Source organism: Rhizobium sp. Root1212, from assembly GCF_001424985.1.
In the GTDB taxonomy this organism is placed as follows: Bacteria; Pseudomonadota; Alphaproteobacteria; order Rhizobiales; family Rhizobiaceae; genus Pararhizobium.
On sequence record NZ_LMDA01000023.1, the window covers coordinates 88,347 to 112,665 of the forward strand.

Sequence of the window (24,319 nt, forward strand, 5' to 3'; positions counted from 1 at the left end):
GGATCGCTCCTGCCAGCGTCACGTCAGGAATTTTTTATCAGGCGTGCGGATAGGCCGACAGCGTCTTGGCGACGAGATCGAGAACGCCCTTGGAATCGACGGCGATGCAGACGTCCTGGCTCGGCAGGTTGTCCCAGTCGCCGGACGGGAAGGTCTGGCTGTCCGGCTTCTGGATCGTCTGGCCATCGGCGATGCCGCCGCAGACGACGCGAATCGCGCCGCTGCGGGTGCGGAAAAGCTCGGGCGCCACGACATAGACGCAGGCGCAGCTGTCATGCACCACCATGCCGTCCTCGACATGGTTTTCGTAGAAATCGATGTAGAACTGCGAGATGTCCGACAGCAGCTTTGCCCGCGCGCCGCCGGCGGCGACGATGTCCGAGAGCAGGTTGCGGGTCATGACGGTCGGCACCGTGACATCGAGGCCGATGACCGTGACGGGCCAGGCGGCAGTCATGACGGCGTCGGCCGCTTCCGGGTCGCCATGGATGTTGGCTTCGGCAGCGGGCGTGATGTTGCCGGGACGATCGAAGGCGCCACCCATGATGACCACGGCCTTGACGAGGCCGGCAATGCCGGGGTCTTCGCGCAAGGCAACGGCAAGATTGGTCATGCGGCCGACGGCGACGATCGTCACCTCACCCGGATTGGCGCGCACGGTTTCGATGATGAAGCGATGAGCCGGCCTGACATCGCAGGGCAGATCGACGGTTTGCGGCACGCCGATATTGCCGAGGCCGTCATCGCCGTGGATGAAGGTCGGCCAGCCCACATGCGGGCGGCTCGGATCGTAGGTCTCGTTGGCGCCCTTGGCGACCGGGGCGTCGATGTTCCAGGCTTGCTTCAGAAACAGGGCGTTGCGCGTCGTCGTCTCGATCGAGGCATTGCCGAAGACGGTGGTGATGCCGATCAGGTCGATATCCGGGTGATGATGGAGAAACAGGAGTGCCATCGCGTCGTCGACGCCGGGGTCCGTATCGAAAATGACCTTGTGCATGAATGTTCTTTCCAAAAAAGCGTTACTGGAAGCGGCGGATGCTGAAGGGATTAAGATGCTCCTGCTCGCCGGCTTCGAGAAGGCTGGCGATGCTGCGGCCGGTGACGGCCGACAGCGTGAGACCGAGATGGCCGTGGCCGAAGGCCATGGCGATGCGGGGATCGGACGGATGCAGGCTGATGACCGGAATGGAATCCGGTGTCGAAGGACGTCGGCCCATCCATTCGGTGCCGCCGCTTTCCGGCAGGCTCGGCACATAACGGCGCATTTTCTGGCGCATGGCGGCGGCGCGGGCGAAATTGGCCGGCGCATCCGGCTTAGCAAGCTCGACGGCACCGCCGATGCGCAGCGCGTTCCTGAGCGGCGTGGCGACGAAGCCGTGCTCGGAGAAGAACACGGGCAGCTCCAGCGTTACAGTCGGATCGACGAAGGTGGTGTTGTAGCCGCGCTCGGTTTCGAGCAGAACGCTGAGGCCGAGGCTACGGACGAGATCGCGCGACCAGATACCCGAGGTGATGACAGCCTTGTCGAATTGCTGGCGCTCGCCCGCCGCGGTGACGATCTCGATGCTGGCGGCCTGCTGGTTGACGCGGGCGACCTCCGCCTCGACGAGATGACCGCGTTCGCGCACGAAAGCCTGCAGGCCGCGCAAGAGCGCCAGCGGATCGAGGAAGGTCTGGTAACCGGAGGAGAAGATGCCGCCGGCGAAATTGCCTTCCAGCGCCGGGACCTGCGCGCGGGCGGCGGCGCGGTCGAGTTTTTCGACCTCGTGGCCGAGCAGCGCTGCATTCTTCTCTTCGTGCGGGAAGGCGTCGTTGAGCTTGCTTTCGCTGTCGAAGATCGTCAGTGCGCCGCTCTTCTTCATATGACCGGAGATGCCGACTGTCGCGGCAAGCCTCTCATGGGCTTCAAGTGCGTCGCGCATCAGGCTCAGCATCGCGGCGCGGGAGCGCTCGACCTGGCCCGGTCGCGCGGCCAATAGGAAGGCCAGGAGCCAGGGGGTGAGCGCCGGCAGGTCCTGCCAGCGCAGGGTCAGCGGTCCGAGCGGATCGGCCAGCCATTTGGGCGCGGAAAACAGCATGTCGGGCCGGGCAAGCGGATCGATTTCCGGCACGGCGAGGATGCCGGCATTGCCGACGGAGGCGGGCAGGCCGGAAAGGTCCTTTTCGAACACGGTGACGTCATGTCCCCGTTCGATCAGGTGAACGGCGGTGGCGCATCCGATGATGCCTGCGCCTGATATTGCGATGCGTGCCATGCTCTCCCTGCCGGGCTGATTTTCCGTGCCCTGTCTTCGCCCCCATTTTGGCGGGGATCAAGCCTTGTCGGGCGAATATTCCGATGATTTTCACCGGGCGTCGGCCCTGTTCCATCCGAAACAGCGCGGTATCCCGGATTTTGAGATGGTCATCTCAGGGGAAGGGGTTGGCCCTCCCAGTCAAAAATCCAGGAGGAATATCATGCGCAAGACCGTTTCCCTGCTGCTTGTCGTCGCTGCCGCAAGCACCCTCTCCCTTCATGACGCAGCCGCCCAGAGCCGCGGCGACAAGGGCGGCCGCACCGGCGGCGGCAGCATCACCCATGGCGGCAGCGGCGAAAATCGCGAGAATTATCGCTACCAGCGCTTCTGCATGCCGAATGTCGATGGCTCCGGCCGGCTGTATTCCGATGATATGAGCGGCTGGCGCCGGGTTTCCAGCTGCAACGGCTATCAGCTGGTTCAGTAGTTTCAGCCGTTTCCGTACATTTTTGGGGCATCCTTTCGGGTGCCCCGACGTCGTTTTGGCAGGCTTCGTCCTGCCCGTCGTTTAAACTTCCGAAACGTCACGCCGTTAGAATGCCGTCCGTTCAAGGGCTTGGTAACGGACAACGGGGCGGCAGCGGTGAAATCGATCCTGAAGAAGATACGTCTTCCACGCAAGGCGATGTTCGCCGTCGCCGGCGTGCTGCTGCTTTCCGGCGCGTCGGGCGCCTATGCGCTGTTCATGGTGCAGGGCAAGGATGAAGAGAAGCGGGCTCCCTCGGTTTCCGGTCTCGCCTGCACCACGGTCGAAACCCTGAAGATGCGCCGCAACGGCCAGCGCTGGATTCGCAAATACATCACCGTCGAGAAGGGCAGTGGCGAGGAGCGGGTGCGCACGGCGTTGCGCGTCGCCGGCCTGCTGGTGCATGCCGAAAAGGCCGATCTTTACCAAGTGGCGGTGCTCGATACGGCCGGACCGAAGGAGCGTGCCGACTGGCGCGGGGCGGCGATCGGGGCGCAGGTGCTGTTTGCGCCCGATCCCAAGATCGTGCCGGGTATGAGCAATCTTTTCTCGGCGCGCTACAGCGATAGCGAAGCCAATACCGTCGGTCTCTATTACGGTCAGGATGTCAGTCTTTCACAGGACAAGATCAAGGACACGCTGACCTCGATCGTCGAGAAGACCGAATGTGCCGATCCGGTGCCGGTCGAAGGTGCCGAGGGCAGCGAAGCCGGCGAGCATGGCGAGGCGGCTTCGGAGAAGGCGTCGGGGCACGGCGAAGCGGCGGAAGCCGAAGGCCATGGCGGCGAGGCCAAGGCAAGCGAAGAAGGTCACGGCGAAAAGCCGGCAGAAGGTCATGGTGAAGAAGCGGCTGCCGAGGGGCATGGCGAAGCCGCAAGCGGTGAAAAGAGCGAGGGCATGCTGGCGTCGATCACCGGTATGATCTTCGGCTCAGGCGAGGAAAAGCCGGAAGCTGCAGGCCATGGTGAGGCCGCGCCGGCGGAAGACCATGCCGCCAAGCCGGAAGAGCATGCGGAAGCCGAAAAGCCCGGCATGTTTGCCTCCGTCAAGGCGATGATTTTCGGCGATGGCGAAGCCGCGGCACCAGCCGAAACCAAGGATGCGCATGCTCAGCCCGAAGAGCATTCACAAGCCGCCGAGCCGAAGGCCGAGCCAAACGACATGACGGCAGAAGCCGAAACGAAAAAGGAGCCCGCCGTTCACTGACGGCAGGCTCCTTCAAATCATTCCAACATCGCTGCGGATCAGTCTGCCTTGGCGCGACGCGCCGGGAAGAGAATGATGTCGCGGATCGACGGCGAGTTGGTCAGCAGCATGATCAGGCGATCGACGCCGATGCCGAGGCCGCCGGCAGGCGGCATGCCCTGGTCCATGGCGTCGAGGAACTCGTCATCGAGCTGCTTGTCCTTTTCGCCGCGGGCATGGGCCTGCTCCAGCTGCTCGACCATGCGGCGGCGCTGTTCTTCCGGGTCGTTGAGTTCGGAGAAGGCGTTGCCGAGTTCCCAGGTGTTGCAATAGGTCTCGAAACGCTCGACGAGGCGGGGTTCGCCCGGCACTTCCTTGGCAAAGGGCGAGATGTCCTTCGGGAAATGGGTGACATGGCTCGGCTGGATCAGCGTCGGCTCGACCTTCTCTTCGAAGATGAAGGCGAGGCATTCGCCCCAGGTCCAGTCCTTCTCGACGGCAAAGCCGGCAGCCTTGGCGGCAGCGCGGGCTTCCTCGTCCGACTTGAGGGCGAGGAAGTCGATGCCCGTTGCTTCCTTCACCGCATCCGGCATCGGCACGCGCTTGAACGGCCCCTTGAAGGAGATTTCCTTGTCGCCGAAGGCGAATTCGGTCGAGCCGTGAATCTTGATGGCGAGTTCCGAGAACAGCCGCTCGACGAGGTCCATGATGTCCTCGTAGTCGGCATAGGCCCAGTAGCACTCCATCATCGTGAATTCGGGATTGTGCCGGGTGGAGACGCCTTCGTTGCGGAAGTTGCGGTTGATCTCGAACACCTTGTCGGTGAGGCCCGAAACCAGCGTGCGCTTCAGGAACAGTTCCGGCGCGATGCGCAGGTACATATCGAGCTTCAGCGTGTTGTGATGCGTCTTGAACGGCTCGGCGGTCGCGCCGCCATAGACCGAATGCAGCATCGGCGTCTCGACTTCCATGAAGCCGTCGTTTTCCATGAAGCGGCGGATGCCGGAGACGATCTTCGAGCGCTGCTGGAAGCGCAGCTTCGAGTCGTCATTGGTCATGATGTCGAGGTGACGCTTGCGGTAGCGCAGCTCGATGTCGGAGAGGCCATGCCACTTTTCCGGCATCGGCAGCAGCGACTTCGTCAGCATCGTGATCTGCTGTGCGTTGATCGTCAGTTCGCCGCGCTTGGTGCGGCGCACGACGCCGGTCACGCCGATGATATCGCCGATGTCGATCAGGGGTAGCAGGGCGCGGGCTTCTTCCGGGGTCGTGTCCTTGTGGCTGAAGATCTGGATCTTGCCCGAGGCATCGCGGATGTCCATGAACATGCCGGAATTGCGCGAGGAATAGACGCGGCCGGCAACGGTGACGACATCCTGCGTCTCGGTGTCCGGCTCAAGGCTCTCGTACTTCTCGGCGAGTTCGCCATTGGTGATCGTGCGGTGGAAATGCGCCGGATAGACGTCGCCGATCTGTTCGCGCAGCAGCTTCAGCTTTTGCGCGCGGACTTCGGTCACGTCGGAGGAAAGGGCGGTTTCGGTCTTTTCGGTCATGATCTTTCCTTACTTTCCGCTGCCGGCCATGGAGGCGACGACCTGGCCGGCGACCTTCAGGCGCTGGCGCACGACGGAGCGGCCGAGAATGGCCATCGAGTCAAACAGGGGCAGCGACCGCGACGAACCGGAAACGGCGATGAACAGCGGTGCGACGACCACCTTCAGCTTCTTTTCCAGACGGTCGGCGACGGCGCGCAGTTCGGCTTCGATGGATTCGACGTTCCATTCGAGGATTTTTTCGAGCGACGGCTGAACCTCGTTGAAGATCGCCACCAGCTCTTCCGGCGTGGATTTCACCTTGGCGAAGGACGCGGCATCGAGTCCGAGGTCGGACTTGAACAGGAAGCCGGCGAGATCAGGCAGATCGCCGAACTTGGTGATGCGCGACTGCGAGAGCTTGAGGCCCTGGTTGATGCGGTCGTTTTCCATCGCCCAGGCCAGCACCCGGCCGCGGAATTCCTCTTCCGATAGGCCTTCGCGCAGCCAGCGGCCGTTCAGCCAGTCGAGCTTCTGGATATCGAAGATCGCACCGGCCTTGGACAGGTTTTCCGGATCGAACTTTTCGGCGAGCTGATCCATGGTCAGCATCTCTTCGCCTTCGGCGATCTGGATGAAGAACAGGCCGAGGAAGTTCATCACCGCTTCCGGCAGGTAGCCGAGGGCGGAGTAGTAGGAGATCGAGGTCGGGTTCTTGCGCTTCGACAGCTTCGATTTGTCGGCATTGCGCATCAGCGACAGGTGCATGAACACCGGCGGCTTAAGCCCGAGATACTGGTAGATCAGGATGTGCTTCGGTACCGATGCCAGCCACTCCTCGCCGCGGGCGACGTGGGTGATCTTCATCATATGGTCGTCGACGACGTTTGCCATGTGATAGGTCGGCATGCCGTCGGCCTTGAGCAGCACCTGCATGTCGACGGCATCCCACGGAATTTCGACCGGGCCGTAGACGCCATCGACGAACTTGCAGGAGCCCTCGGTCGGGATTTTCATGCGCACGACGGTCGGTTCTCCGGCCGCCATGCGGGTCGTGACTTCCTCGGCCGTCAGCGTCAGGCAGAGACCGTCATATTTCGGCGGCTTGCCGGCGGCGCGCTGGGCTTCGCGCATCTCCGTCAGGCGCTCGGGCGTGCAGAAGCAGCGGAAGCCGTGGCCGTTTTCGACGATCTTCTCGACGTAAGGCAAATAGAGGTCCTTGCGGTCGCTCTGGCGATAGGGGCCGTAGGGGCCGCCGATGTCCGGGCCTTCCGACCATTCGAGCCCGCACCATTTCAACGCGTCCAGCACCTTCGTCTCGAATTCCGGCGTCGAGCGGGTCGCGTCGGTATCCTCGATGCGCAGGATGAACTCGCCGCCGTGCTTCTTGGCAAAGAGGTAGTTGAACAGCGCGATATAGGCGGTGCCGATATGGGGTTCGCCGGTGGGGGAAGGTGCGATGCGCACCCGGACTGGTCTGTCGGTCATGATCCTGGCCCGTGTTCGGCCTTCCACCGGAGGTGCTTCGGTCCGGTCTGAAGGCCATGCTTTTCTGGGAGGAAATGCCCCGGATGGCGCCGCGAGAGGCGGAAAAGTGGGGAAAATCCATTCGGCTGGCGTGAGACCATATTCATAAGGAGACGTCAAGAAAAACTGGACAGGGTGTGCTTGACAGGGAATGGGGATCGCTGTACTTAACTCATAAGTTAATTAACTTGATGGTTTAATTGCGATGGGCGAGGAACAGCTGACCGCGACCTTCTCGGCGCTTGCCGATCCGACCCGCAGGGCGATCCTCGCCCGGCTGGCCAAAGGGGAGGCTTCGGTCAACGAACTGGCGGCACCGTTCGAAATGAGCCTGCCGGCCATCTCGAAGCATCTGAAGGTGCTGGAGAAGGCGGGGCTCATCAGCCGCGGCCGCGAGGCGCAGTGGCGACCCTGCCGGCTGGAGCCCGGTCCGCTGAAGGACCTGCAGGGCTGGCTCGATAACTACAGGCAATTCTGGGATCAGAGTTTTGACCGGCTCGATCTCTATCTTCGAAAACTGCAGGAAGGAGACGACAATGGACGCAAGAGCTGAATACGTGCCGGCCGCCAAGGCCAACCTTGTCTTGAAGCGCACCTTCGATGCGCCGGTTGCCTTGGTCTACAAGGTCTGGACCGATCCCTATCACCTGGCGCAATGGTGGGGGCCGCATGGCTATTCCACACCTGTCTGCGAGGTCGATTTGCGCCCCGGCGGCGTCATCCGCTTGCACATGGAAGGGGCGGACGGAGTGCGCAATCCGTCGAACGGCGTAGTCAAGGAGGTGGTCGAGAACGAGCGCTTTGCCTTCACCACCACCTGGGACGACGAGACCGGCACGCCGATGATCGAACTCCTGAATACGGTGACGCTCAGGGCGGTCGGCGACCGCACCGAGATGACGCTTCATACCGAGGTGCTGAAAATCACCAGGGAACTGGTGCCGCAACTCGATGGCGGCATGGAGGAAGGCTGGAGCCAGAGCCTCGAAAAAATGGCTGCCGTTATTGCCCAACTCGTCTGATCTTTTGGAGTTTTTATGCTGAAAACCATTCTTATCATTCTCGCCGTCATCGTATTGGCGGCGATTGCGCTGGTCATCTTCGCCTCGACGAAGCCGGATACGTTCCATGTCGAGCGCAGCGCAACGATCGCGGCGCCGCCCGAGAAGATCGTGCCGCTGATCAATGATTTCCATCAGTGGCAAGCCTGGTCGCCCTATGAAAAGCGCGATCCGGCGATGAGCCGCAGCTTCTCGGGTTCCCCGCTCGGACCGGGGGCTATCTATGCCTGGGACGGCAACAAGGATATTGGCGCCGGCCGCATGGAAATTCTGGAAAGTTCGGCTGAAAAAGTCGTTATCAAGCTCGATTTCAGCCGGCCGTTCGAGGCCCACAATATCGCGACCTTCACGCTTTCGCCCGCCGCAAGCGGCACAGCAGTCACTTGGGCGATGGATGGCCCGAGCCCGCTGATCGCCAAGGTCATGGGCGTGTTCTTCAGCATGGACGAGATGATCGGCAAGGACTTTGTCGTCGGTCTCGAAAACCTGAAGGGCATCGCGGAAAAATGAAAAAAGCCGGAACCATATGAGGTTCCGGCCCGTTAGCTCTCCAGAGGAATGCGGGCCGTGTCAATCGGACCCGAGGGTGCCGAAGAACGCAGGGATTTTTCCGATTTCTCCCTGTGGCCAACGAAACGGCAGTCGAGCTTCTTACCCCTCCGGCCCGTATCCTCTTCACGTCCGAAATGAGAAAGCCCCAGGATTTGCGGTCCTGGGGCTTTTCTTTTTTATTTGTGGCCTGACTTGGCCTTCTGTCGTCGGTTGCGCGACAGCATGTTCAGCACCTCGACAAGCGCCGAGAAGGCCATGGCGGCGTAAATGTAGCCCTTCGGCACATGCAGGCCCATGCCCTCGGCAATCAGCGTCGTGCCGATCATCAGCAGGAAGGCGAGCGCCAGCATGACGATGGTCGGGTTCTGCTCGATGAAGCGGGCGAGCGGGCCGGCGGCGACCAGCATCACCGTGACGGCCGCGATGACGGCGATGACCATGATCGGCAGATGCGGCGTCATGCCGACGGCGGTGATGATGCTGTCGACCGAGAAGACGAGGTCGAGCAGTAGAATCTGGCCGATGGCGGCGGCAAAGGTTGTGGTCGCGGAGCTGGCGATGAAATCCTCGTCGTGATCGGCGGGATCGACATTGTGGTGGATTTCCTTGGTCGCCTTCCAGACGAGGAAGAGACCGCCGCCGATCAGGATCATGTCCTTCCAGGAGAAGCCGTGGCCGAAGAGTTCGAAGACCGGCGTCGTCAGCTTGACGATCCAGGCGACGGTGCCGAGCAGGGCAAGGCGCATGACGAGCGCGAGGCTGATGCCGATCTTGCGTGCGCGTTCGCGGTGTTCCGGCGGCAGCTTGTTGGTGAGGATCGAGATGAAGATCAGGTTGTCGATCCCCAGAACCACCTCCATGACGACCAGAGTGACAAGCGCAACCCAAGCTGTGGGGTCCTGGAGAAGCTGGAGCATTTCTGGCATCAGTGCCGGTCCTTCCTTGATGGATCAATATCGTTGCGCCGCTGTTTAGCGGATACGCATGAAGGGCCTATGTATGATGCATCGCTCTTCCTGCAAGCGGGAAGAGTATCGGAGCGGCTTCGATATACCGTTAACTCTCGATCGGAATCCAGATTTCGGTGATGCCGGTGCCGGTTTTCGGATCGAAGCGTTCGTCATAGCGTTCGAGCATGTCCGGAAAGGCGCCGTGTCGGAAACCTGAGGCGGGCAGCCATTCGGTGAAGATGCGCTGGACGAGCGGCGGGATGCCGGAAACATGGCCATCAAGGGTGAAGACCGCATAGACGCGGGCCGGCAGGCTGAGGAAGGTGAAGCCGGCGGGAAGCAGGGAGGAGGGTTCGGCGATCTCGATTGCCGTGTGGTAGTTGAAGTGCCCGTCCTTGCCGTCCTCGTGGGTGCAAATGCCGTAGGCGACATCGCCGACGGTATCCTCCAGCGCGCCGTAAAGACGGTTGAACTCCTGCCATTGGGCGGGAATGCCGTCGATCTCGCCCATGGCGTATTCGCGCGTAATTACGGCCATCAGCATCGACGGCGAGCCGACGATGCGCGGTGAAAGGTCTTCCATCGGGATTATCTCCTCACGGGCGAGACTGTGCCTTCCGGCGGAAGGGAAATCAACCGTGTTCCGGCAGGTAGGATTTCAGGAAGACGTCGGCTGCCGAGGAGACGGTATAGTCGAGCATGGCCTCCGTCGGCGGTTCGGCCATCACGCCGAAGAGGCGCTGCTTGAACATGCCGGCCATGGCCATCTCGATGAACTGGCGCGAGGCGAGGTCCGGGTCGGGTATGGCAAGTTCGCCGGCCGCCACTTTCCGCTTCAGGAAGGCGTGCAGCACGGTGTGGCCGTTTTCCGGCGTGGCGCCGAAGAAGCCGCAGGCAAGCTGCGGCATTCGGTCGGTCACGCCCAGCACGATGCGCATGGCGCGGATCGTCGGCTCGGCGGTGATGTGGGTCGCCAGTGTCACGCCGAATTCGATCAGGGTCTGCCGCAAGGGTTTTTTTTCGTCCAGCTTGTGGCGCACCGTCTCGACGACGCGGCTGCGCTCCTGCTGAATCATCGCTGCAAACAGGTCTTCCTTGTTTTCGAAATAGACGTAGATCGTGCCCTTCGAAACACCGGCCTCGCGGGTGATGTCGTTCATCGAGACCGAATCGAAGCCGCCGCGCAGGAAGACGCGCTTGGCCCCTTCGATGATCTGCTCGCGTTTGGCCGGATCTTCACCGGCGACCCTGCGGCCAGCAGGATGGCAGCCGGCCATCTCGTCTTGGGCTTCGGCAGCGTCGGTCACGGTCATTTCCTCTCGATCCGGTCGCATTGTCGTGATGTTAATTTTTCGAACCGATTGGTTCGATTTCTCTTGATATGGGGGATGAAACGCACTATGTCAAATCGAACCGAACGGTTTGGTTCGAAATTTCCCACACAAGGGCTGGTCGCGCAATATGTCCGTATCCAAGAAAACCGGTGCCGCTCACGTTCGTCCCGTCGATGAGGAGTTCAAGGCCGACAGCGCGGTCGAAACCGCGGCTCCCGAGGCGAAGGATGCTGCCGCCCCCGTGGCCGAGGCTGCCGTTGCGCCCGCCACCGCGCCGCAGAAGCCGAAGCGCCGCTCCTTCCTCCTGCCGCTCGTCGGGCTCGCCTTGCTCGCCGGTGGCGGTTGGTATGGCTACGACTGGTGGACGGATGGCCGTTTCCTGATCTCCACGGACGATGCCTATATCGAAGGCGATATCGCCTCCATTTCGCCGAAGGTCTCCGGCTATGTCGAGAAGGTCAACGTCGTTGCCAACCAGCGCGTGAAGGCGGGCGATCCGCTGATCACCATCGATAATGGCGACTACAAGCTGGCGGCCGAGCAGGCGGAAGCTCAGATCGTCACCGAAAAGCTCTCGCTTCAGCGCTTCGACGCCCAGATCGCCGGCGCAAAGGCAAGCCTTGCCCAGGCCGAGGCGACGAAGGCGGCACTCGAAGCCGCCGTGCGCGGTGCCGAGATCAACCAGCGCCGTGCCAGCGAGCTTCAGTCGAAGGATGTCGGTACGGTCGCCGCCAAGGATACGGCCGAGATCGCACTCGCGCAGGCCAAGGCCAATCTGATCGGCGGCGATGCCAATATCGAAGCGGCCAAGGCCAATATCACCGTGCTTCAGGCCCAGCGCGCCGAAGCCGAAAGCACCGTGCGGACGCTTGAGCTTGCCCGCGACAAGGCCGAGCGCGACCTTGGCTTCACCGTGCTGAAGGCGCCCTATGACGGTATCGTCGGCAATCTGGCAGTTCAGGATGGCGATCTCGTCTCCGGCGGCCAGCGGCTGGCAGCGCTCGTTCCGGTGACGCAGCTCTATATCGACGCGAATTTCAAGGAAACGCAGATCGCGCACATGGTGCCGGGCTCGAAGGTCCGCATCCATGTCGATGCCTTCGACGAGGAGCCGATCATCGGCACGGTCGAGTCGCTTGCGCCGGCCTCCGGCTCGGTGTTCTCGCTGCTGCCGCCGGAAAACGCCACGGGTAACTTCACCAAGGTCATCCAGCGCGTTCCGGTTCGCATCTCCTTCCCGAAGGAGGTTCTCGACAGCGGCCGTCTGCGCGCCGGTTTGAGCGTCGTCGTCGATGTCGATACCCGCACCGCGCCGAAGGGCGATGTGGCTGTCGCCAAGTAAGGAATGAGGCGGCGCTCCGGCGCCGCCCTTTTTCATGATCCGCCCGACTTCAAGGAAGTCGCTCGGATGGTCGCCGGCAAAGGCCGGCATATTTCCATCTCTTGAAGCACCGGGCTGTTTTCTCCCATGAAACGCCCGCTTTCGCGCTGGGAGCGCGGATCAAATGGCTGCAACCGCAACCGCCGGCGCGATGCCCTCCGCCGCGCCCGCCGCAGACCGCATGGACCCGAAGCGGCTCATCGCCTTCTTCGCCATGGTCTTCGGCATGTTCATGTCGATCCTCGACATCCAGATCGTCTCGGCCTCGCTGGCGGAAATCCAGGCGGGCCTCAGCGCCGGCTCCGATGAAGTCGCCTGGGTGCAGACGGCCTATCTGATCGCGGAAGTCATCATGATTCCGCTTTCGGGAACGCTGGCGCGCATCGTCTCGACGCGGGTGCTGTTTTCCGTCTCGGCTGCCGGCTTCACCATTGCCAGCGGCCTTGCTGCGACCGCGACCAATATCGACCAGATGATCGTCTACCGCGCGCTGCAGGGTTTCATCGGCGGCGGCATGATCCCGTCGGTCTTTGCGGCGGCCTTCACGATCTTCCCGCCCTCCAAGCGCAGCGTCGTCTCGCCGATCATCGGCCTTGTCGCGACGCTGGCGCCGACCATCGGCCCGACGGTCGGCGGCTATCTCAGCCACGCCTTCTCCTGGCACTGGCTGTTCCTCGTCAACATTATCCCCGGCATCATCGTGACGGTGGTGACCTGGAAACTCATCGACTTCGACAAGCCGGAATACAGCCTGTTCAAGAAGTTCGACTGGTGGGGCCTGCTCTCCATGGCCGTGTTCCTCGGCGCGCTGGAATATGTGCTCGAGGAAGGCAATGCCAATGACTGGTTCAGTGACGAACATATCGTCATGGGCGCGGTGGCGTCAGCCGTCGGGGCCGTCATCTTCTTCTATCGGGCGTTCAAGGTCGACTTCCCCGTGGTGGATTTGCGCGCCTTCTCGAACCGCAACTTCGCCTTCGGCTCGCTGTTTTCCTTCGTCATGGGTATCGGCCTCTACGGTCTGACCTATCTCTATCCGCTCTATCTCGGTCGTATCCGCGGCTACGATTCGCTGATGATCGGCGAGACGATGTTCGTCTCTGGCCTTGCGATGTTCTGCACGGCGCCTGTCGCGGGCAAGCTGTCGACCAGGCTCGATCCGCGCTTCATGATGATGATCGGTTTCGCGAGCTTCGCTTCCGGCACCTACATCATGAGCCAACTGACGGCGGACTGGGATTTCTACGAGCTGCTCGTGCCGCAGATCCTGCGCGGTGTCGGCCTCATGCTCTGCATGGTGCCGATCAACAACGTGGCGCTCGGCACGCTGACGCCGGATCGTATCCGCGGCGCTTCGGGCCTCTTCAACCTGACGCGCAACCTCGGCGGCGCGGTGGGGCTGGCGGCGATCAACACGATCCTCACCCAGCGCCAGCAGGAGCACTATGCCCGGCTTTCCGAGCATGTGCAGTGGAACAACCCGGAAGCGCTGGATCGCCTGCGCAACATGGAGAACAACTTCAATTCGCACGGGCTCGATGGCGCGACCATCGCCATCCGGAAGATGGCCGGCATCGTCCAGCAGCAGGCGACGATCATGTCGTTCATCGACGTGTTCCTGATCCTGACGGGCCTGTTCACGGCGCTGATCTTCTGCGCCATGCTGATCAAGAAGCCGCAAGCGGCGCCCGGCGGCGGCGGCGGCGGCCACTGAGACTTGTCCGCCCCCAAGCAAAAAAGCCGCGCGAAATTTTTCGCGCGGCTTTTTCGTTGCTGACAAATTCTGCTGCTCCCTCTCCGTCATCCGGCCTTGAGCCGAGGATATTCCAGCCTCTCGTCGAGCGGAGAGGCTGATGGATGCTCGGCTCGAGGCCGAGCATGACGATGGAGAGGTTTGAAGCGAGGTGTTAGCCCTTACCACGAAGGGATCAGCGCGCCCTTGAACTCGTCGTTGATGAAGGTCTTGATGCTGTCGTCGTGATAGGCTTCGACAAGCGTCTTGGCCCAGGGGGCATCCTTGTCGGCGCTCTTGACGACGATCACGTTGGCATACGGAGACTCGGCGTCTTCGATGGCGATGGCGTCGGTCTTCGGGTGCAGGCCGGCCTCCATGGCGTAGTTGGTGTTGATGACGGCGGCGTCGACGTCGTCGAGCGAGCGGGGAAGCTGGGCGGCATCAAGCTCTGAGAACTGGATGTTCTTCGGGTTTTCGGTGACGTCGGCCGGCGTCGCCTTCAGGCCGACATCCGGATTGACCTTGATCAGGCCCTGCTTGGCGAGAATGAGCAGCGCGCGGCCGCCATTGGTCGGGTCGTTCGGAATGGCGACGGTGGCGCCATCGGCGAGTTCGCCGAGGTTCTTCACCTTCTTGGAATAGACGCCCATCGGCGTGGTGATGGTCTTGCCGATGCTGACGAGATCGAAACCGCGATCGGCGATCTGGTTGTCAAGATAGGGCTGGTGCTGGAACGAGTTGGCGTTGATATCGCCGTCCGCCAGCGCCTGGTTCGGCACGACGTAGTCGGAGAATTCAAGGATTTCGATATCGAGGCCCTTCTTGGCGGCGACTTCCTTGACCTTTTCCATGATCTGCGCGTGCTCGCCCGGCGTGACGCCGACCTTGATCGTTTCGGCCTGGGCCGCACCGGTGACAACCGCCAGCGCCAGCGAGGCGGCGAGGATGAGTTTCTTCATGGGGTACTCCTTTGTGAAGTGGACCAGGGATTGGGATATGGGCTCCGGTCCGGGGGGAAGATCAGGATTTGCGGGACTTGCGGTCGAACCGGCGGGCCAGCGCATCGCCGGCACTCTGCACCAGCTGCACCAGCACGATCAGCACGATGACAACGATCAGCATCACATCCGGCCGGAAGCGCTGGTAACCATAGCGGATGCCGAGATCGCCGAGGCCTCCGCCGCCGACTGCGCCAACCATGGCGGAATAACCGATGAGGCTGACGATGGTCATGGTGAGCGCGAGCGTCAGGGCAGGGCGGGCTTCGGCGAGCAGAACCTTGAAGACGATCTGCAGCGGCGTCGCGCCCATGGCGCGGGCGGCTTCGATCAGGCCCTTATCGACTTCGCGGATCGCGGCTTCGACGAGGCGGGCGAAGAAGGGGATTGTGGCGATGGTCAGCGGAACGATCGCCGCCTTGGTGCCGATCGAGGTGCCCGTCAGCAACCGCGTGAAGGGAATGATCGCCACGACCAGGATGATGAAGGGGGTCGAGCGGGCGGCATTGATGACGAGGCCGACGATGCGGTTGACGTTCGGAGCCGGGAAGAGTTCACCGCGGCCGCTGGTTGCGAGGAACACACCGATCGGCAGGCCGATCAGAGCGCCGATCAGGCCGGCGATGGCGACCATGCGCAGCGTGTCGAGCGTGGCCTTGCCGATGAGAAGGAAAAGATCAGGCGACATAGCCGAGGACCTCCGTGACCAGACCGTTTTCTGCAAAGAAGCTTTCGGCGCGGCCCGAGGTTTCCGGCGTCGCGGCATAGGCGACGACGAGCGAGCCATAGGGTTCGCCGCCGATCTCGTCGATGGTGCCGGCGATGATATTGACCTCGGTGCCGACGCTGCCGATCAGCTGCGAGACGAGCGGGCGCTCCGCCGTCGCGCCGAAGAAGGTGAGCCGCACGACGGCGCGGTCGCCGGCGGACGGCGCCTGCTTCAGGTTGCGGGCCAGTGTTTCCGGCAGCTTCGAGCCGGGCAGGCCTGACAGCAGCACGCGGGTCGTCTCATGGGCAGGGCGGGTGAAGACATCGAAGGTGCGGCCGCTTTCGACAATGCGGCCATGGTCGATGACGGCGACGTCGGAGGTCACGGCTTTAACCACTTCCATCTCGTGGGTGATCAAGAGCACCGTCAGGCCGAGATCGGCATTGATGGTCTTCAGGAGATCGAGGATCGACTGGGTGGTCTCGGGATCGAGCGCTGAGGTGGCCTCGTCGGAAAGCAGCAGCTTGGGCTCGGTTGCGAGCGCGCGGGCGATGCCGATGCGCTGCTTCTGGCCGCCGGAAAGCTCCGCCGGATAGCGATCTTTCTTGTCGGTGAGGCCGACGAGGTCGAGCAAAGGCCGTACCCGTTTTTCGATGTCGCCCCGGCCGATGCCGGCGATTTCGAGCGGCAGCGCGACATTGTCGAACACGGTGCGCGACGACAGCAGGTTGAAGTGCTGGAAGATCATGCCGATGGAGCGGCGAAGCGTGCGAAGGCCCGCCTCGTCCAGTGCGCCGACATCAACGCCATCGACCAGAACCTTGCCGCTGGAGGCCTGTTCCAGACCGTTGACGAGGCGGATGAGGGTCGATTTTCCTGCGCCGGAACGGCCGATGATGCCGGTGATCGAGCCCTTGGCGACGGAATAATCGATGCCGTCGAGCGCAGTGAAGGCGGCACTTGAGCCACGGGCGGCAAAGTGCTTGGACACGCCGGTAAAGGTGACCATGGGCGACGAAGGCGGCACGGTCATCGCGCGCTCCTCCGCAGAGAAACATTAACGGGAACTAGTATGGGCATGGAAACTCTCGGGGCAATGAAACGGGGTACGCGCAAAGACGCGGGCGGAAGGGGCAATCAGCCCTTGCAGCACTCACACATTCGCAAATTGTACCAGTTGCCCGGCATCCGGTCGCCCCGTCCTGAAAATCCGCACTGCAAGGGAGGGTGCAGCGCTTGAGGATGGCTCTTTAATGCGCGTAATTTTGCTGGCGATCCAGCGAAATTCTTCCAAGTAACGGTAAAAGACGGGAGAAATTTTTCGCGGGATGTTGGCCGGCGGCGGTCGCGCCGGCCATTCAGGCTTAGCCGGGTTTATGATTGCCCTTGGGGAACTGTTCGGCCAGTTCCCTGTACCAGTGGCCGCTCTTCTTGATGGTGCGGACCTGGGTGTCGTAATCGACATGGACGATGCCGAAACGCATCCTGTAGCCTTCCGCCCATTCGAAATTGTCCATCAGGCTCCAGGCGAAATAGCCTTTCATCGGGTAACCCTGGCTGATGAGCTCGGCGGTGACGGCGAGGTGTTCGGAGATGTAGTCGAGGCGCGGCTGGTCGTCGACGACGCCGTTTTCCACGCCCATGTTGTAGCAGGCGCCATTTTCGGTGATATAGCAATCCGGCAGGCTGTAGCGCTCGTTCAAGGCGCGGATCAGATCGCCCAGCGCCTGCGGGAAGACTTCCCAGCCGATATCGGTCTTGATGTCGCTCACCGGCTTCGCGCTAATGGTGGCCGGGAATTCCGCAGCCGGTGTCGGATCGTCGGAAACGCGCATCGGCGTATAGTAATTGACGCCCCACCAGTCGAGCTTCTGCGAGATGACGGCCATGTCGCCCGTCTCAATCTTCGGCATGCGGCTGCCCAGCGCCGAGAGGAAGCGTTCCGGGTATTCACCCTTGAAGATCGGGCCGAAGAAGACGCCGTTGTGGAAGTCGAAGGCGCGCTCGGCGGCGGCTGCGTCGGCAGTGCTGTCGCTGCCGGCATAGACGTGCATCGGGTTGAAGACGATGCCGACCGGAAGGTTCGGCCGCTCCTCGCGCACGGCGGCGACGCCGAGGCCGTGGGCGAGATTGGTATAATGCATCGCATGGAGCGCTGCATCCATGTTGCGTTCGCCCGGCGCGTGGATGCCGTAAAGATGGCTGAGCCAGACCGAGCACCAGGGCTCGTTGAAGGTGGCGACGGCGTCGAGCCGGTCGCCGAGCCGGTTGATAACGGTCTTGGTGTAGCGCTGGAAGGCGTGGGCAGTCGAGCGCGACGTCCAGCCGCCATCGCCCATCAGCGCCAGCGGCAGGTCCCAATGGTAGAGCGTGGCAAAGGCCTTGATGTTGCGCGCCTTCAGGCCGTCGACGAGCCGGTCGTAGAAATCGAGGCCCTTTTCGTTGATGGGGCCAGTTCCCTCCGGCACGATCCGCGGCCAGGCGATCGAGAAACGATAGGCCTGCACGCCGAGGCTCTGGATCAGGTCGAGGTCTTCTTCGAGGCGATTATAATGATCGCAGGCGATATCGCCGTTGTCGCGGTTGTGGACACGACCGGGCATGTTGGAGAAGGCATCCCAGATCGAGGGTTTGCGGCCATCCGCCTTGGAGGCGCCTTCGATCTGGAAGGAGGCGGTCGCAACACCGAACAGGAAGTCGCCGGGGAAACGCTGGGCCAGGGTTTTGGGATCGATCACGATGGTTCCCTTCGGTTTGGGCGGCAGGTAAGAGGCCGCGCACGGTCGGAAAATCTGCAACGTTGCAGTAAACCGCTTTCCGCAAATGTCAATCGCCATGCCGTGCGCAACCGATCGAGAATCGTTGCCGTGTGATGACCGTGCTGGTGTCGTCTATCGGGCAGCAACTTTCACGTTCAAACTTTATGATTTAAGCAAACTTTAGGGAGCTGGAATTTAAAGTGGTGTCATCGGGCGTGGAGGCGCGGGTGGTACGGAGAATTCCGAAGCAGCTTGTTCGAAAGGGCATGTATATCGAAACAGTCGAATGCCCGACCGCGGAATTTTCGGGCCGGCGTTTCCTTGTGCAATCCGACGAGACCGTGCGGGCCATACTGGCAACCTCCGCCGCCTATGCCGTTGTCAACATCAAGAAAAGCACGATCGACATTGACGCAGCTCTGGGCACGGTCCCGGCCGTTCGGATCGCTTCGATGGCCGAGGAGCGGAAACGCGCGACGGAAACGGTTGCGCGGGCTGCGGTCCAACTGCGCGAAAGCTTCGGGGCCGTGCGGGAAGGAACGCTGGAACTTGAGCGGCTTGGCTCCGTTGCCGACGATCTCTCCGACCGGATCGACGCCTCGCCGGATGTCTTCCTGAAAGTGACGCGCCTGAAGACCAAGGATGAGGGAACCTACGTCCACTCGCTGGCCGTCAGCGCGCTGATGATGCAGCTTGCCCGCACGCTGCATTATGACGAAAGTACCGTGCACGAACTCGGCGTTGCCGGACTGTTGCATGATGTAGGTAAGCTCGGCATTCCCAACACGATCCTGAACAAGACGGGTGCCCTTGATCCGGAGGAGAAGCGGTTGATCCGCAGCCATCCCGAAGTCGGTTATCAGCAACTGAAGGATCTGGGCAATGTCTCGGATCTGGCGCTCGACATCTGTCTGCATCACCATGAGATGCTTGATGGCAGCGGTTATCCGGAGGGCCTGAAAGCCGCGCAGCTTGCGCCGGAAATCCGTCTTGCCACCGTCTGCGACGTGTTCGAGGCGCTGACAAGCGCCCGCGCCTATAAGAAGGCGTGGAAGACGCGGGACGCGGTGACATGGATGTTCGATCGCGGCCACATGTTCGACAAGAAACTCGTCATCCGTCTCGGCAGCATCTTCACCTGACGGGATAGCGGCCGATGCCTGACGGCACCGGCCGGATGTCGCTCAGACCTTCACCCAGGCGCCGTTGCGCTTGGAGGATTGCACGCAGGCATCGACGAAGAGCATGCCCTTCAGGCCGTCGTCGATCGTGGGATAGACTACGGCCGGATCGAGCTTTTCGCCCTTGCGCTTGGCATGGATCGCGCGGGCCGCTTCGCTGTAGATATTGGCGAAGCCTTCGAGATAGCCTTCCGGGTGGCCGGAAGGGATGCGCGAAACGCGGGCGGCGGCGGCCCCTGCGCCGGCTCCGCCGCGGGTGATGAGGCGCTTGGGTTCGCCGAAGGGCGTGTACCAGAGATAATTTGGGTCGGCCTGCACCCATTCCAGCCCGCCCTTTGTGCCGTAAACACGGACCTTCAGCCCGTTTTCATGGCCCGGTGCGACCTGGCTGCACCAGAGCATGCCCTTGGCGCGCTGACCGTCCTTGGCCTTGAAGCGCATCATCACATGGGCGTTGTCATCGAGCGCGCGGCCTTCGACGAAGCTGTCGAGATCGGCGGAAAGCTTCTCCAGTTCAAGGCCTGAAACGAAGGCGCCGAGATTATAGGCATGGGTGCCGATATCGCCGGTCGAGCCGCCGGCGCCGGAGCGGGCCGGATCGGTGCGCCAGGAGGCCTGCTTCTGGCCGGATTGCTCGATGTTTTCGGTCAGCCAATCCTGCGGATATTCCATCTGCACGAGGCGGATGGCGCCGAGATCGCCATTGGCGATCATTTCACGGGCCTGACGGACCATAGGATAGCCGGTGTAGTTGTGGGTGAGCACGAAGAGCGCGTCGCTTTCGTCGGCGAGCTTTTTCAGCTTGCGTGCGTCCGAGAGGGTCGAAGTCAGCGGCTTGTCGCAGATGACATGGATGCCACGCTTCAGGAATTCTTTTGCGGCTTCATAGTGGACGTGGTTCGGCGTGACGATCGCCACGGCTTCGATGCCGTTTTTGAGCTTGGCTTCGCGGATCGCCATGTCCTTGAAATCGGAATAGGTGCGGGACGGATCGAGCCCGAGTTCGAGGCCGGAGGCCTTGGCCTTGTCCGGGGTCGAGGAAAGCGCGCCGGCAACGAGTTCGAACTGATCGTCGAGCCGGGCAGCCATGCGATGCACGCCGCCGATGAACGCGCCCGAACCGCCGCCGACCATGCCGAGCCGGATGCGCTTCTCGCGCCCTTCGGTGGTGGTGCCTTCGATAGCCATGTGGTGTCTCCTGGATTGTCGATGTGTGGATAGCCCCTCATCCGGCCTATCGGCCACCTTCTCCCCGTTCTGACGGGGAGAAGGGACAAGCGGCAAACTCTGTCGTCCCCTCTCCCCGTCAGAACGGGGAGAGGGCTAGGGTGAGGGGCGACCCCTCAAAGCCCCAGCATGCGCCGGTTGGCATCCTCATCGGTGCCGGCGTCGGCGAAATCGTCGAAGGCCTTTTCCGTTACGCGGATGATGTGGTGCTTGACGAATTCAGCCCCTTCGCGGGCGCCGTCTTCCGGGTGCTTCAGGGCGCATTCCCACTCGACCACGGCCCAGCCGGCAAAATCATTGGCCGCCATTTTCGAGAAGATCGCGCCGAAATCGACCTGACCGTCGCCGAGCGAACGGAAGCGGCCGGCGCGGTTCACCCAGCCCTGATAGCCGCCATAGACGCCTTGACGCCCGGTCGGATTGAACTCTGCGTCCTTGACGTGGAACATCTTGATCCGGTCCTTGTAGATGTCGATGTTTTCCAGATAGTCGAGGCACTGCAGCACATAGTGCGAGGGATCGTAGAGCATGTTGGCGCGGGCGTGGTTACCGGTGCGCTCCAGAAACATCTCGTAGGTGATGCCGTCATGCAGGTCTTCGCCGGGGTGGATTTCGTAGCATACATCGACGCCGTTATCCTCGGCATGATCGAGGATCGGCTTCCAGCGGCGGGCAAGTTCGTCGAAGGCGGCTTCGACGAGACCGGCCGGGCGCTGCGGCCACGGGTAGACGAAGGGCCAGGCGAGCGCGCCGGAAAAGCTTGCCATCGCATCGAGGCCGAGGTTCTTCGAAGCGGTCAGTGCCATCTTCACCTGATCGACCGCCCATTCCTGCCGGGCCTTCGGATTGCCGCGCACTTCGGGGGCTGCAAAGCCGTCGAAGGCCTCGTCATAGGCGGGGTGTACGGCGACGAGCTGACCCTGAAGGTGCGTCGAAAGCTCCGTGACCTCGACGCCGTTCTCGCGTGCCTTGCCGGCGAATTCGTCGCAATAGGTCTTGGATGTCGCAGCCTTCTTCAGGTCGATCAGGCGGCTGTCCCAGCTCGGAACCTGAACGCCCTTGTAGCCGATATCGGCTGCCCATTTGGTGATCGAATCCCAGGAATTGAACGGGGCAGCATCGCCGGCGAACTGGGCAAGAAAGAGCGCGGGGCCCTTGATGGTCTTCATCTGTCGTCTCCTCCGTCGAAGGTCGCTTGATCGACCGGAATTCTTCTTGATCAACGCCTGCGGTACGTACATCCGATAGCGGATGCTAAACCTGAAACGTTGCAGCAGGGCTGGAAGCTATCATGTTTGTATTTGGGAACAATCCGGTCAAGGCCGGAAATTTTTCGAAATTGCCGTCGAAACAAAAGCTGCCCGCAGCATAACGCCGCGGGCAGTAAAACCTCAAATCCGGATCAGAACGGCGAATCCGGGAAGTAGAAGTCCTTGGCGTTGTCCTTGGTGACCAGCGTCGCGTCGATCGTGTAGGTGCCGCGAACCGGGACCTGGCCGTAGAAGTTGGCGACGGTCATTTCGAGCGCGGTGCCAACCATTGCCGGCGGATAGAGAACGTCGACCGGGATCATCTTGTCGCCGTCCATGACCTTCTTGATCATGTCCTTGGAGCCTGCGCCGGCGACGACATACTGGATGTCCTTGCGGCCAGCCTGTTCGATGGCCTGCAGCACGCCGACGGCCATGTCGTCGTCCTGGCACCAGACCACGTCGATCTTCGGATACTTGGTCAGGTAGTCCTGCATGACCTTGAAGGCGTCGTCGCGGTTCCAGTTGCCGAACTGGCGGTCGAGAACCTTGACGCCCGAGCCTTCGATACCCTTGTCGAAGCCGTCCTGACGCTGCTGATCGATCGGGATCGGCAGGCCGCGGATGACGACGACTTCGGCGTTCGGCGTCGTTGCCTTGATGTATTCGCCGGCCGTCTGGCCGAGCGCCGGGTTGTTGCCGGCGACGTAGAGGTCGCGAACCGTGTTGTCGTTGACCGACGGGGCACGGTCGACGATGGCGACGAAGGTGCCCTTGCCCTTGACTTCCTTGATGGCGTTGACCAGCGGGTCCGGATCGGACGGCAGGATCACCAGCGCGTCGATGCCCTGGGTTTCAAGGTCCTGCACGGCGTTGGCCTGGCTTGCCGGATCGGGCGACGTCTTGACGATGACGTTGAGGCCCGGATGCTGTTCCATCAAGAGCTTGGCGACACGTTCGGCATGAAACACCACCCCCGAGGTCCAGCCATGGTCTGCGGCCGGGATCGAAACGCCGATCGTAACCTTCTTTTCCTCCTGCGCGTGGGCCACGCCGGCAAACGCCATGATGGCGACGGCCGCAACGCCCAATAGTCCTTTACGCATGTTTCTCTCTCCCTAGTGTTTCGGGTCTGCAATCATGGCCGGGCGACCCAAGGACCCGGTGTTTTACGATTTGCGTACCAGCGAACGCTGGACGAGCATCGCAATGATGATGATCGCACCCTGGATGGCGCCGATCAGGTATTCGCTGATGAAGTTCGACAAGAGCATGATGTTGCCGACGAGTTCGAGGATGAAGGCGCCGCAGATCGTGCCCCAGACGCGGCCGGCGCCACCCTTCAGCGCGGTGCCGCCGACGACGACGGCGGTGATCGCCTGCAATTCCCAGAGAATGCCCGTCGTGGCCGATGTCGAGCCGAGGCGCGGCACATAGAGCAGCACGGCGATGGCGACACACAGGCCCTGAATGACGAAGGCGATGGTGCGAACCCGGTTGACCGGAATGCCGGAATAGCGGGCGACATCGCTGTTGGAGCCGACCGCGACCACGTGGCGGCCATAGCGGGTGCGATAGAGGATGAAGGCGGCAACCGCTGTCACCGCGAGGATGACGACGATCGGCACGGGCACGCCGAGGATGTAGCCGAAATAGGCCGGACGATACATTTCCTGCAGCGCCGGTTCGCGCAACGTGATCGCGCCGCCCTGGGACAGCCAGGTGGTGAGGCCGCGATAGATGCCCATGGTGCCGAGCGTGGCGATGAAGGGCTCGATCTTGCCGACGGTGGTGATGAGGCCGTTTGCGAGGCCGCAGGCCGCACCGGCAACGATGGTGAAGGCGATCGCGGCCGTCAGCATCAGGGCCGGGTCGGCGATCACGCCGGAGTTCATGAACAGGATCATCAGGCTGGCGACGAAGGCCACCATCGAACCGACGGAAAGATCGAGGTCGCCGGAGGAGATGACGAAGGTGGCGCCCACCGCGATGATCGCGATGAAGGCGCTGCGGGTCGCGACGTTCGCGAGGTTGGTGATGCCGATGAAGTTCGGATTGACCAGCGCCCCGACGATCAACAGCAGGATCAGCGCCGCAAACGGCGCCACGGCCCGAAGGTCGATATCACGCCAGCTGCGGCGGCGGATCGCCCGCGCTTCTTCATTCGCACTCATA

23 protein-coding genes are annotated in these 24,319 nt (G+C 62.1%); 8 read left to right on the forward strand and 15 right to left on the reverse strand.

The features are described from left to right. Positions 1-37 precede the first annotated feature (37 nt). Together ASC86_RS18525 and ASC86_RS18530 are read right to left on the reverse strand one after the other, a co-directional pair. Positions 38-997, reverse strand: a complete 960-nt coding sequence (locus ASC86_RS18525) for a nucleoside hydrolase (RefSeq protein WP_056324547.1) — start codon at positions 995-997, stop codon at positions 38-40. A 22-nt stretch (positions 998-1,019) separates the two neighbouring features. Continuing rightward, positions 1,020-2,255: an FAD-binding oxidoreductase gene (locus ASC86_RS18530; protein WP_056324550.1), complete on the reverse strand. Its 1,236-nt coding sequence runs from the start codon at positions 2,253-2,255 to the stop codon at positions 1,020-1,022. A gap of 202 nt (positions 2,256-2,457) precedes the next feature. On the opposite strand from ASC86_RS18530, the gene ASC86_RS18535 reads away from it, so the two are divergent. Beyond that, positions 2,458-2,724 (forward strand): hypothetical protein, encoded by a 267-nt coding sequence (locus tag ASC86_RS18535; RefSeq protein WP_056324553.1) that lies wholly within the window; start codon positions 2,458-2,460, stop codon positions 2,722-2,724. 156 nt (positions 2,725-2,880) lie between these two features. Next, the gene (locus tag ASC86_RS18540) at positions 2,881-3,969 is read left to right on the forward strand and encodes a hypothetical protein (RefSeq protein ID WP_056324556.1); all 1,089 of its coding nucleotides are present in this window, start codon (positions 2,881-2,883) and stop codon (positions 3,967-3,969) included. Between the two features lie 38 nt (positions 3,970-4,007). Here ASC86_RS18540 and lysS read toward each other — a convergent pair whose 3' ends face one another. Both lysS and gltX read right to left on the reverse strand, forming a co-directional pair. Next, positions 4,008-5,501, reverse strand: a complete 1,494-nt coding sequence (gene lysS / locus ASC86_RS18545; RefSeq protein WP_056324560.1) for a lysine--tRNA ligase — start codon at positions 5,499-5,501, stop codon at positions 4,008-4,010. A 9-nt stretch (positions 5,502-5,510) separates the two neighbouring features. After that, positions 5,511-6,968 carry a glutamate--tRNA ligase gene (gene gltX / locus ASC86_RS18550; protein ID WP_056324563.1) on the reverse strand — a complete coding sequence of 486 codons (1,458 nt, stop codon included), beginning with the start codon at positions 6,966-6,968 and terminating at the stop codon, positions 5,511-5,513. 244 nt (positions 6,969-7,212) lie between these two features. On the opposite strand from gltX, the gene ASC86_RS18555 reads away from it, so the two are divergent. The 3 genes from ASC86_RS18555 to ASC86_RS18565 are packed head-to-tail and all read left to right on the forward strand — an operon-like array spanning position 7,213 to position 8,578. Beyond that, positions 7,213-7,560 carry a metalloregulator ArsR/SmtB family transcription factor gene (locus ASC86_RS18555; protein WP_056324564.1) on the forward strand — a complete coding sequence of 116 codons (348 nt, stop codon included), beginning with the start codon at positions 7,213-7,215 and terminating at the stop codon, positions 7,558-7,560. After that, a complete protein-coding gene (locus tag ASC86_RS18560; RefSeq protein WP_056324567.1) occupies positions 7,544-8,029 on the forward strand; it encodes an SRPBCC domain-containing protein in 486 nt (161 codons plus the stop codon). Before ASC86_RS18555 ends, ASC86_RS18560 begins: the two co-directional genes overlap by 17 nt. A 15-nt stretch (positions 8,030-8,044) precedes the next feature. Then, positions 8,045-8,578, forward strand: a complete 534-nt coding sequence (locus ASC86_RS18565; RefSeq protein ID WP_056324570.1) for an SRPBCC family protein — start codon at positions 8,045-8,047, stop codon at positions 8,576-8,578. Positions 8,579-8,796: 218 nt separating this feature from the next. On the opposite strand, the gene ASC86_RS18570 is transcribed toward ASC86_RS18565, so the two are convergent. From ASC86_RS18570 to ASC86_RS18580, 3 genes are all read right to left on the reverse strand, one after another. Then, positions 8,797-9,546 carry a TerC family protein gene (locus tag ASC86_RS18570; RefSeq protein ID WP_056324573.1) on the reverse strand — a complete coding sequence of 250 codons (750 nt, stop codon included), beginning with the start codon at positions 9,544-9,546 and terminating at the stop codon, positions 8,797-8,799. A gap of 130 nt (positions 9,547-9,676) precedes the next feature. Beyond that, positions 9,677-10,153 carry a GyrI-like domain-containing protein gene (locus ASC86_RS18575; protein ID WP_056324575.1) on the reverse strand — a complete coding sequence of 159 codons (477 nt, stop codon included), beginning with the start codon at positions 10,151-10,153 and terminating at the stop codon, positions 9,677-9,679. 49 nt (positions 10,154-10,202) lie between these two features. Next, positions 10,203-10,877, reverse strand: coding sequence for a TetR/AcrR family transcriptional regulator (locus ASC86_RS18580; protein ID WP_244477646.1), 675 nt, complete (start codon positions 10,875-10,877; stop codon positions 10,203-10,205). 154 nt (positions 10,878-11,031) lie between these two features. On the opposite strand from ASC86_RS18580, the gene ASC86_RS18585 reads away from it, so the two are divergent. Both ASC86_RS18585 and ASC86_RS18590 read left to right on the forward strand, forming a co-directional pair. Continuing rightward, positions 11,032-12,246 carry an HlyD family secretion protein gene (locus ASC86_RS18585; protein ID WP_056324581.1) on the forward strand — a complete coding sequence of 405 codons (1,215 nt, stop codon included), beginning with the start codon at positions 11,032-11,034 and terminating at the stop codon, positions 12,244-12,246. A gap of 163 nt (positions 12,247-12,409) precedes the next feature. After that, entirely contained in the window at positions 12,410-13,999 is a 1,590-nt protein-coding gene (locus tag ASC86_RS18590; protein WP_056324583.1) for a DHA2 family efflux MFS transporter permease subunit, read from the forward strand. A gap of 200 nt (positions 14,000-14,199) precedes the next feature. Here ASC86_RS18590 and ASC86_RS18595 read toward each other — a convergent pair whose 3' ends face one another. From ASC86_RS18595 to ASC86_RS18610, 4 genes are all read right to left on the reverse strand, one after another. Then, on the reverse strand, positions 14,200-14,979 hold the full coding sequence (locus tag ASC86_RS18595) for a MetQ/NlpA family ABC transporter substrate-binding protein (RefSeq protein ID WP_056324587.1): 780 nt from the start codon (positions 14,977-14,979) through the stop codon (positions 14,200-14,202). 61 nt (positions 14,980-15,040) lie between these two features. Next, positions 15,041-15,706 carry a methionine ABC transporter permease gene (locus ASC86_RS18600; RefSeq protein ID WP_056324589.1) on the reverse strand — a complete coding sequence of 222 codons (666 nt, stop codon included), beginning with the start codon at positions 15,704-15,706 and terminating at the stop codon, positions 15,041-15,043. Continuing rightward, positions 15,696-16,760, reverse strand: a complete 1,065-nt coding sequence (locus tag ASC86_RS18605) for a methionine ABC transporter ATP-binding protein (RefSeq protein WP_056324592.1) — start codon at positions 16,758-16,760, stop codon at positions 15,696-15,698. The genes ASC86_RS18600 and ASC86_RS18605 overlap by 11 nt, the downstream gene beginning before the upstream one ends. 331 nt (positions 16,761-17,091) lie before the next feature. Then, the gene (locus tag ASC86_RS18610; protein WP_056325159.1) at positions 17,092-18,468 is read right to left on the reverse strand and encodes a GH1 family beta-glucosidase; all 1,377 of its coding nucleotides are present in this window, start codon (positions 18,466-18,468) and stop codon (positions 17,092-17,094) included. Between the two features lie 284 nt (positions 18,469-18,752). Between ASC86_RS18610 and ASC86_RS18615 the strand changes: the two genes are divergently transcribed. Next, a complete protein-coding gene (locus ASC86_RS18615) occupies positions 18,753-19,628 on the forward strand; it encodes an HD-GYP domain-containing protein (protein ID WP_056324596.1) in 876 nt (291 codons plus the stop codon). Between the two features lie 42 nt (positions 19,629-19,670). On the opposite strand, the gene ASC86_RS18620 is transcribed toward ASC86_RS18615, so the two are convergent. The 4 genes from ASC86_RS18620 to ASC86_RS18635 all read right to left on the reverse strand — a co-directional run bounded on the left by ASC86_RS18620 (position 19,671) and on the right by ASC86_RS18635 (position 24,318). After that, a complete protein-coding gene (locus tag ASC86_RS18620; protein ID WP_056324598.1) occupies positions 19,671-20,855 on the reverse strand; it encodes a Gfo/Idh/MocA family oxidoreductase in 1,185 nt (394 codons plus the stop codon). Positions 20,856-21,010: 155 nt separating this feature from the next. Continuing rightward, the gene (locus tag ASC86_RS18625; RefSeq protein ID WP_056324600.1) at positions 21,011-22,063 is read right to left on the reverse strand and encodes a sugar phosphate isomerase/epimerase; all 1,053 of its coding nucleotides are present in this window, start codon (positions 22,061-22,063) and stop codon (positions 21,011-21,013) included. Between the two features lie 233 nt (positions 22,064-22,296). Beyond that, positions 22,297-23,250 (reverse strand): substrate-binding domain-containing protein, encoded by a 954-nt coding sequence (locus tag ASC86_RS18630; protein ID WP_056324603.1) that lies wholly within the window; start codon positions 23,248-23,250, stop codon positions 22,297-22,299. 63 nt (positions 23,251-23,313) lie between these two features. Next, positions 23,314-24,318, reverse strand: a complete 1,005-nt coding sequence (locus ASC86_RS18635) for an ABC transporter permease (RefSeq protein ID WP_056324606.1) — start codon at positions 24,316-24,318, stop codon at positions 23,314-23,316. Between the last annotated feature and the right edge of the window lies 1 nt (position 24,319).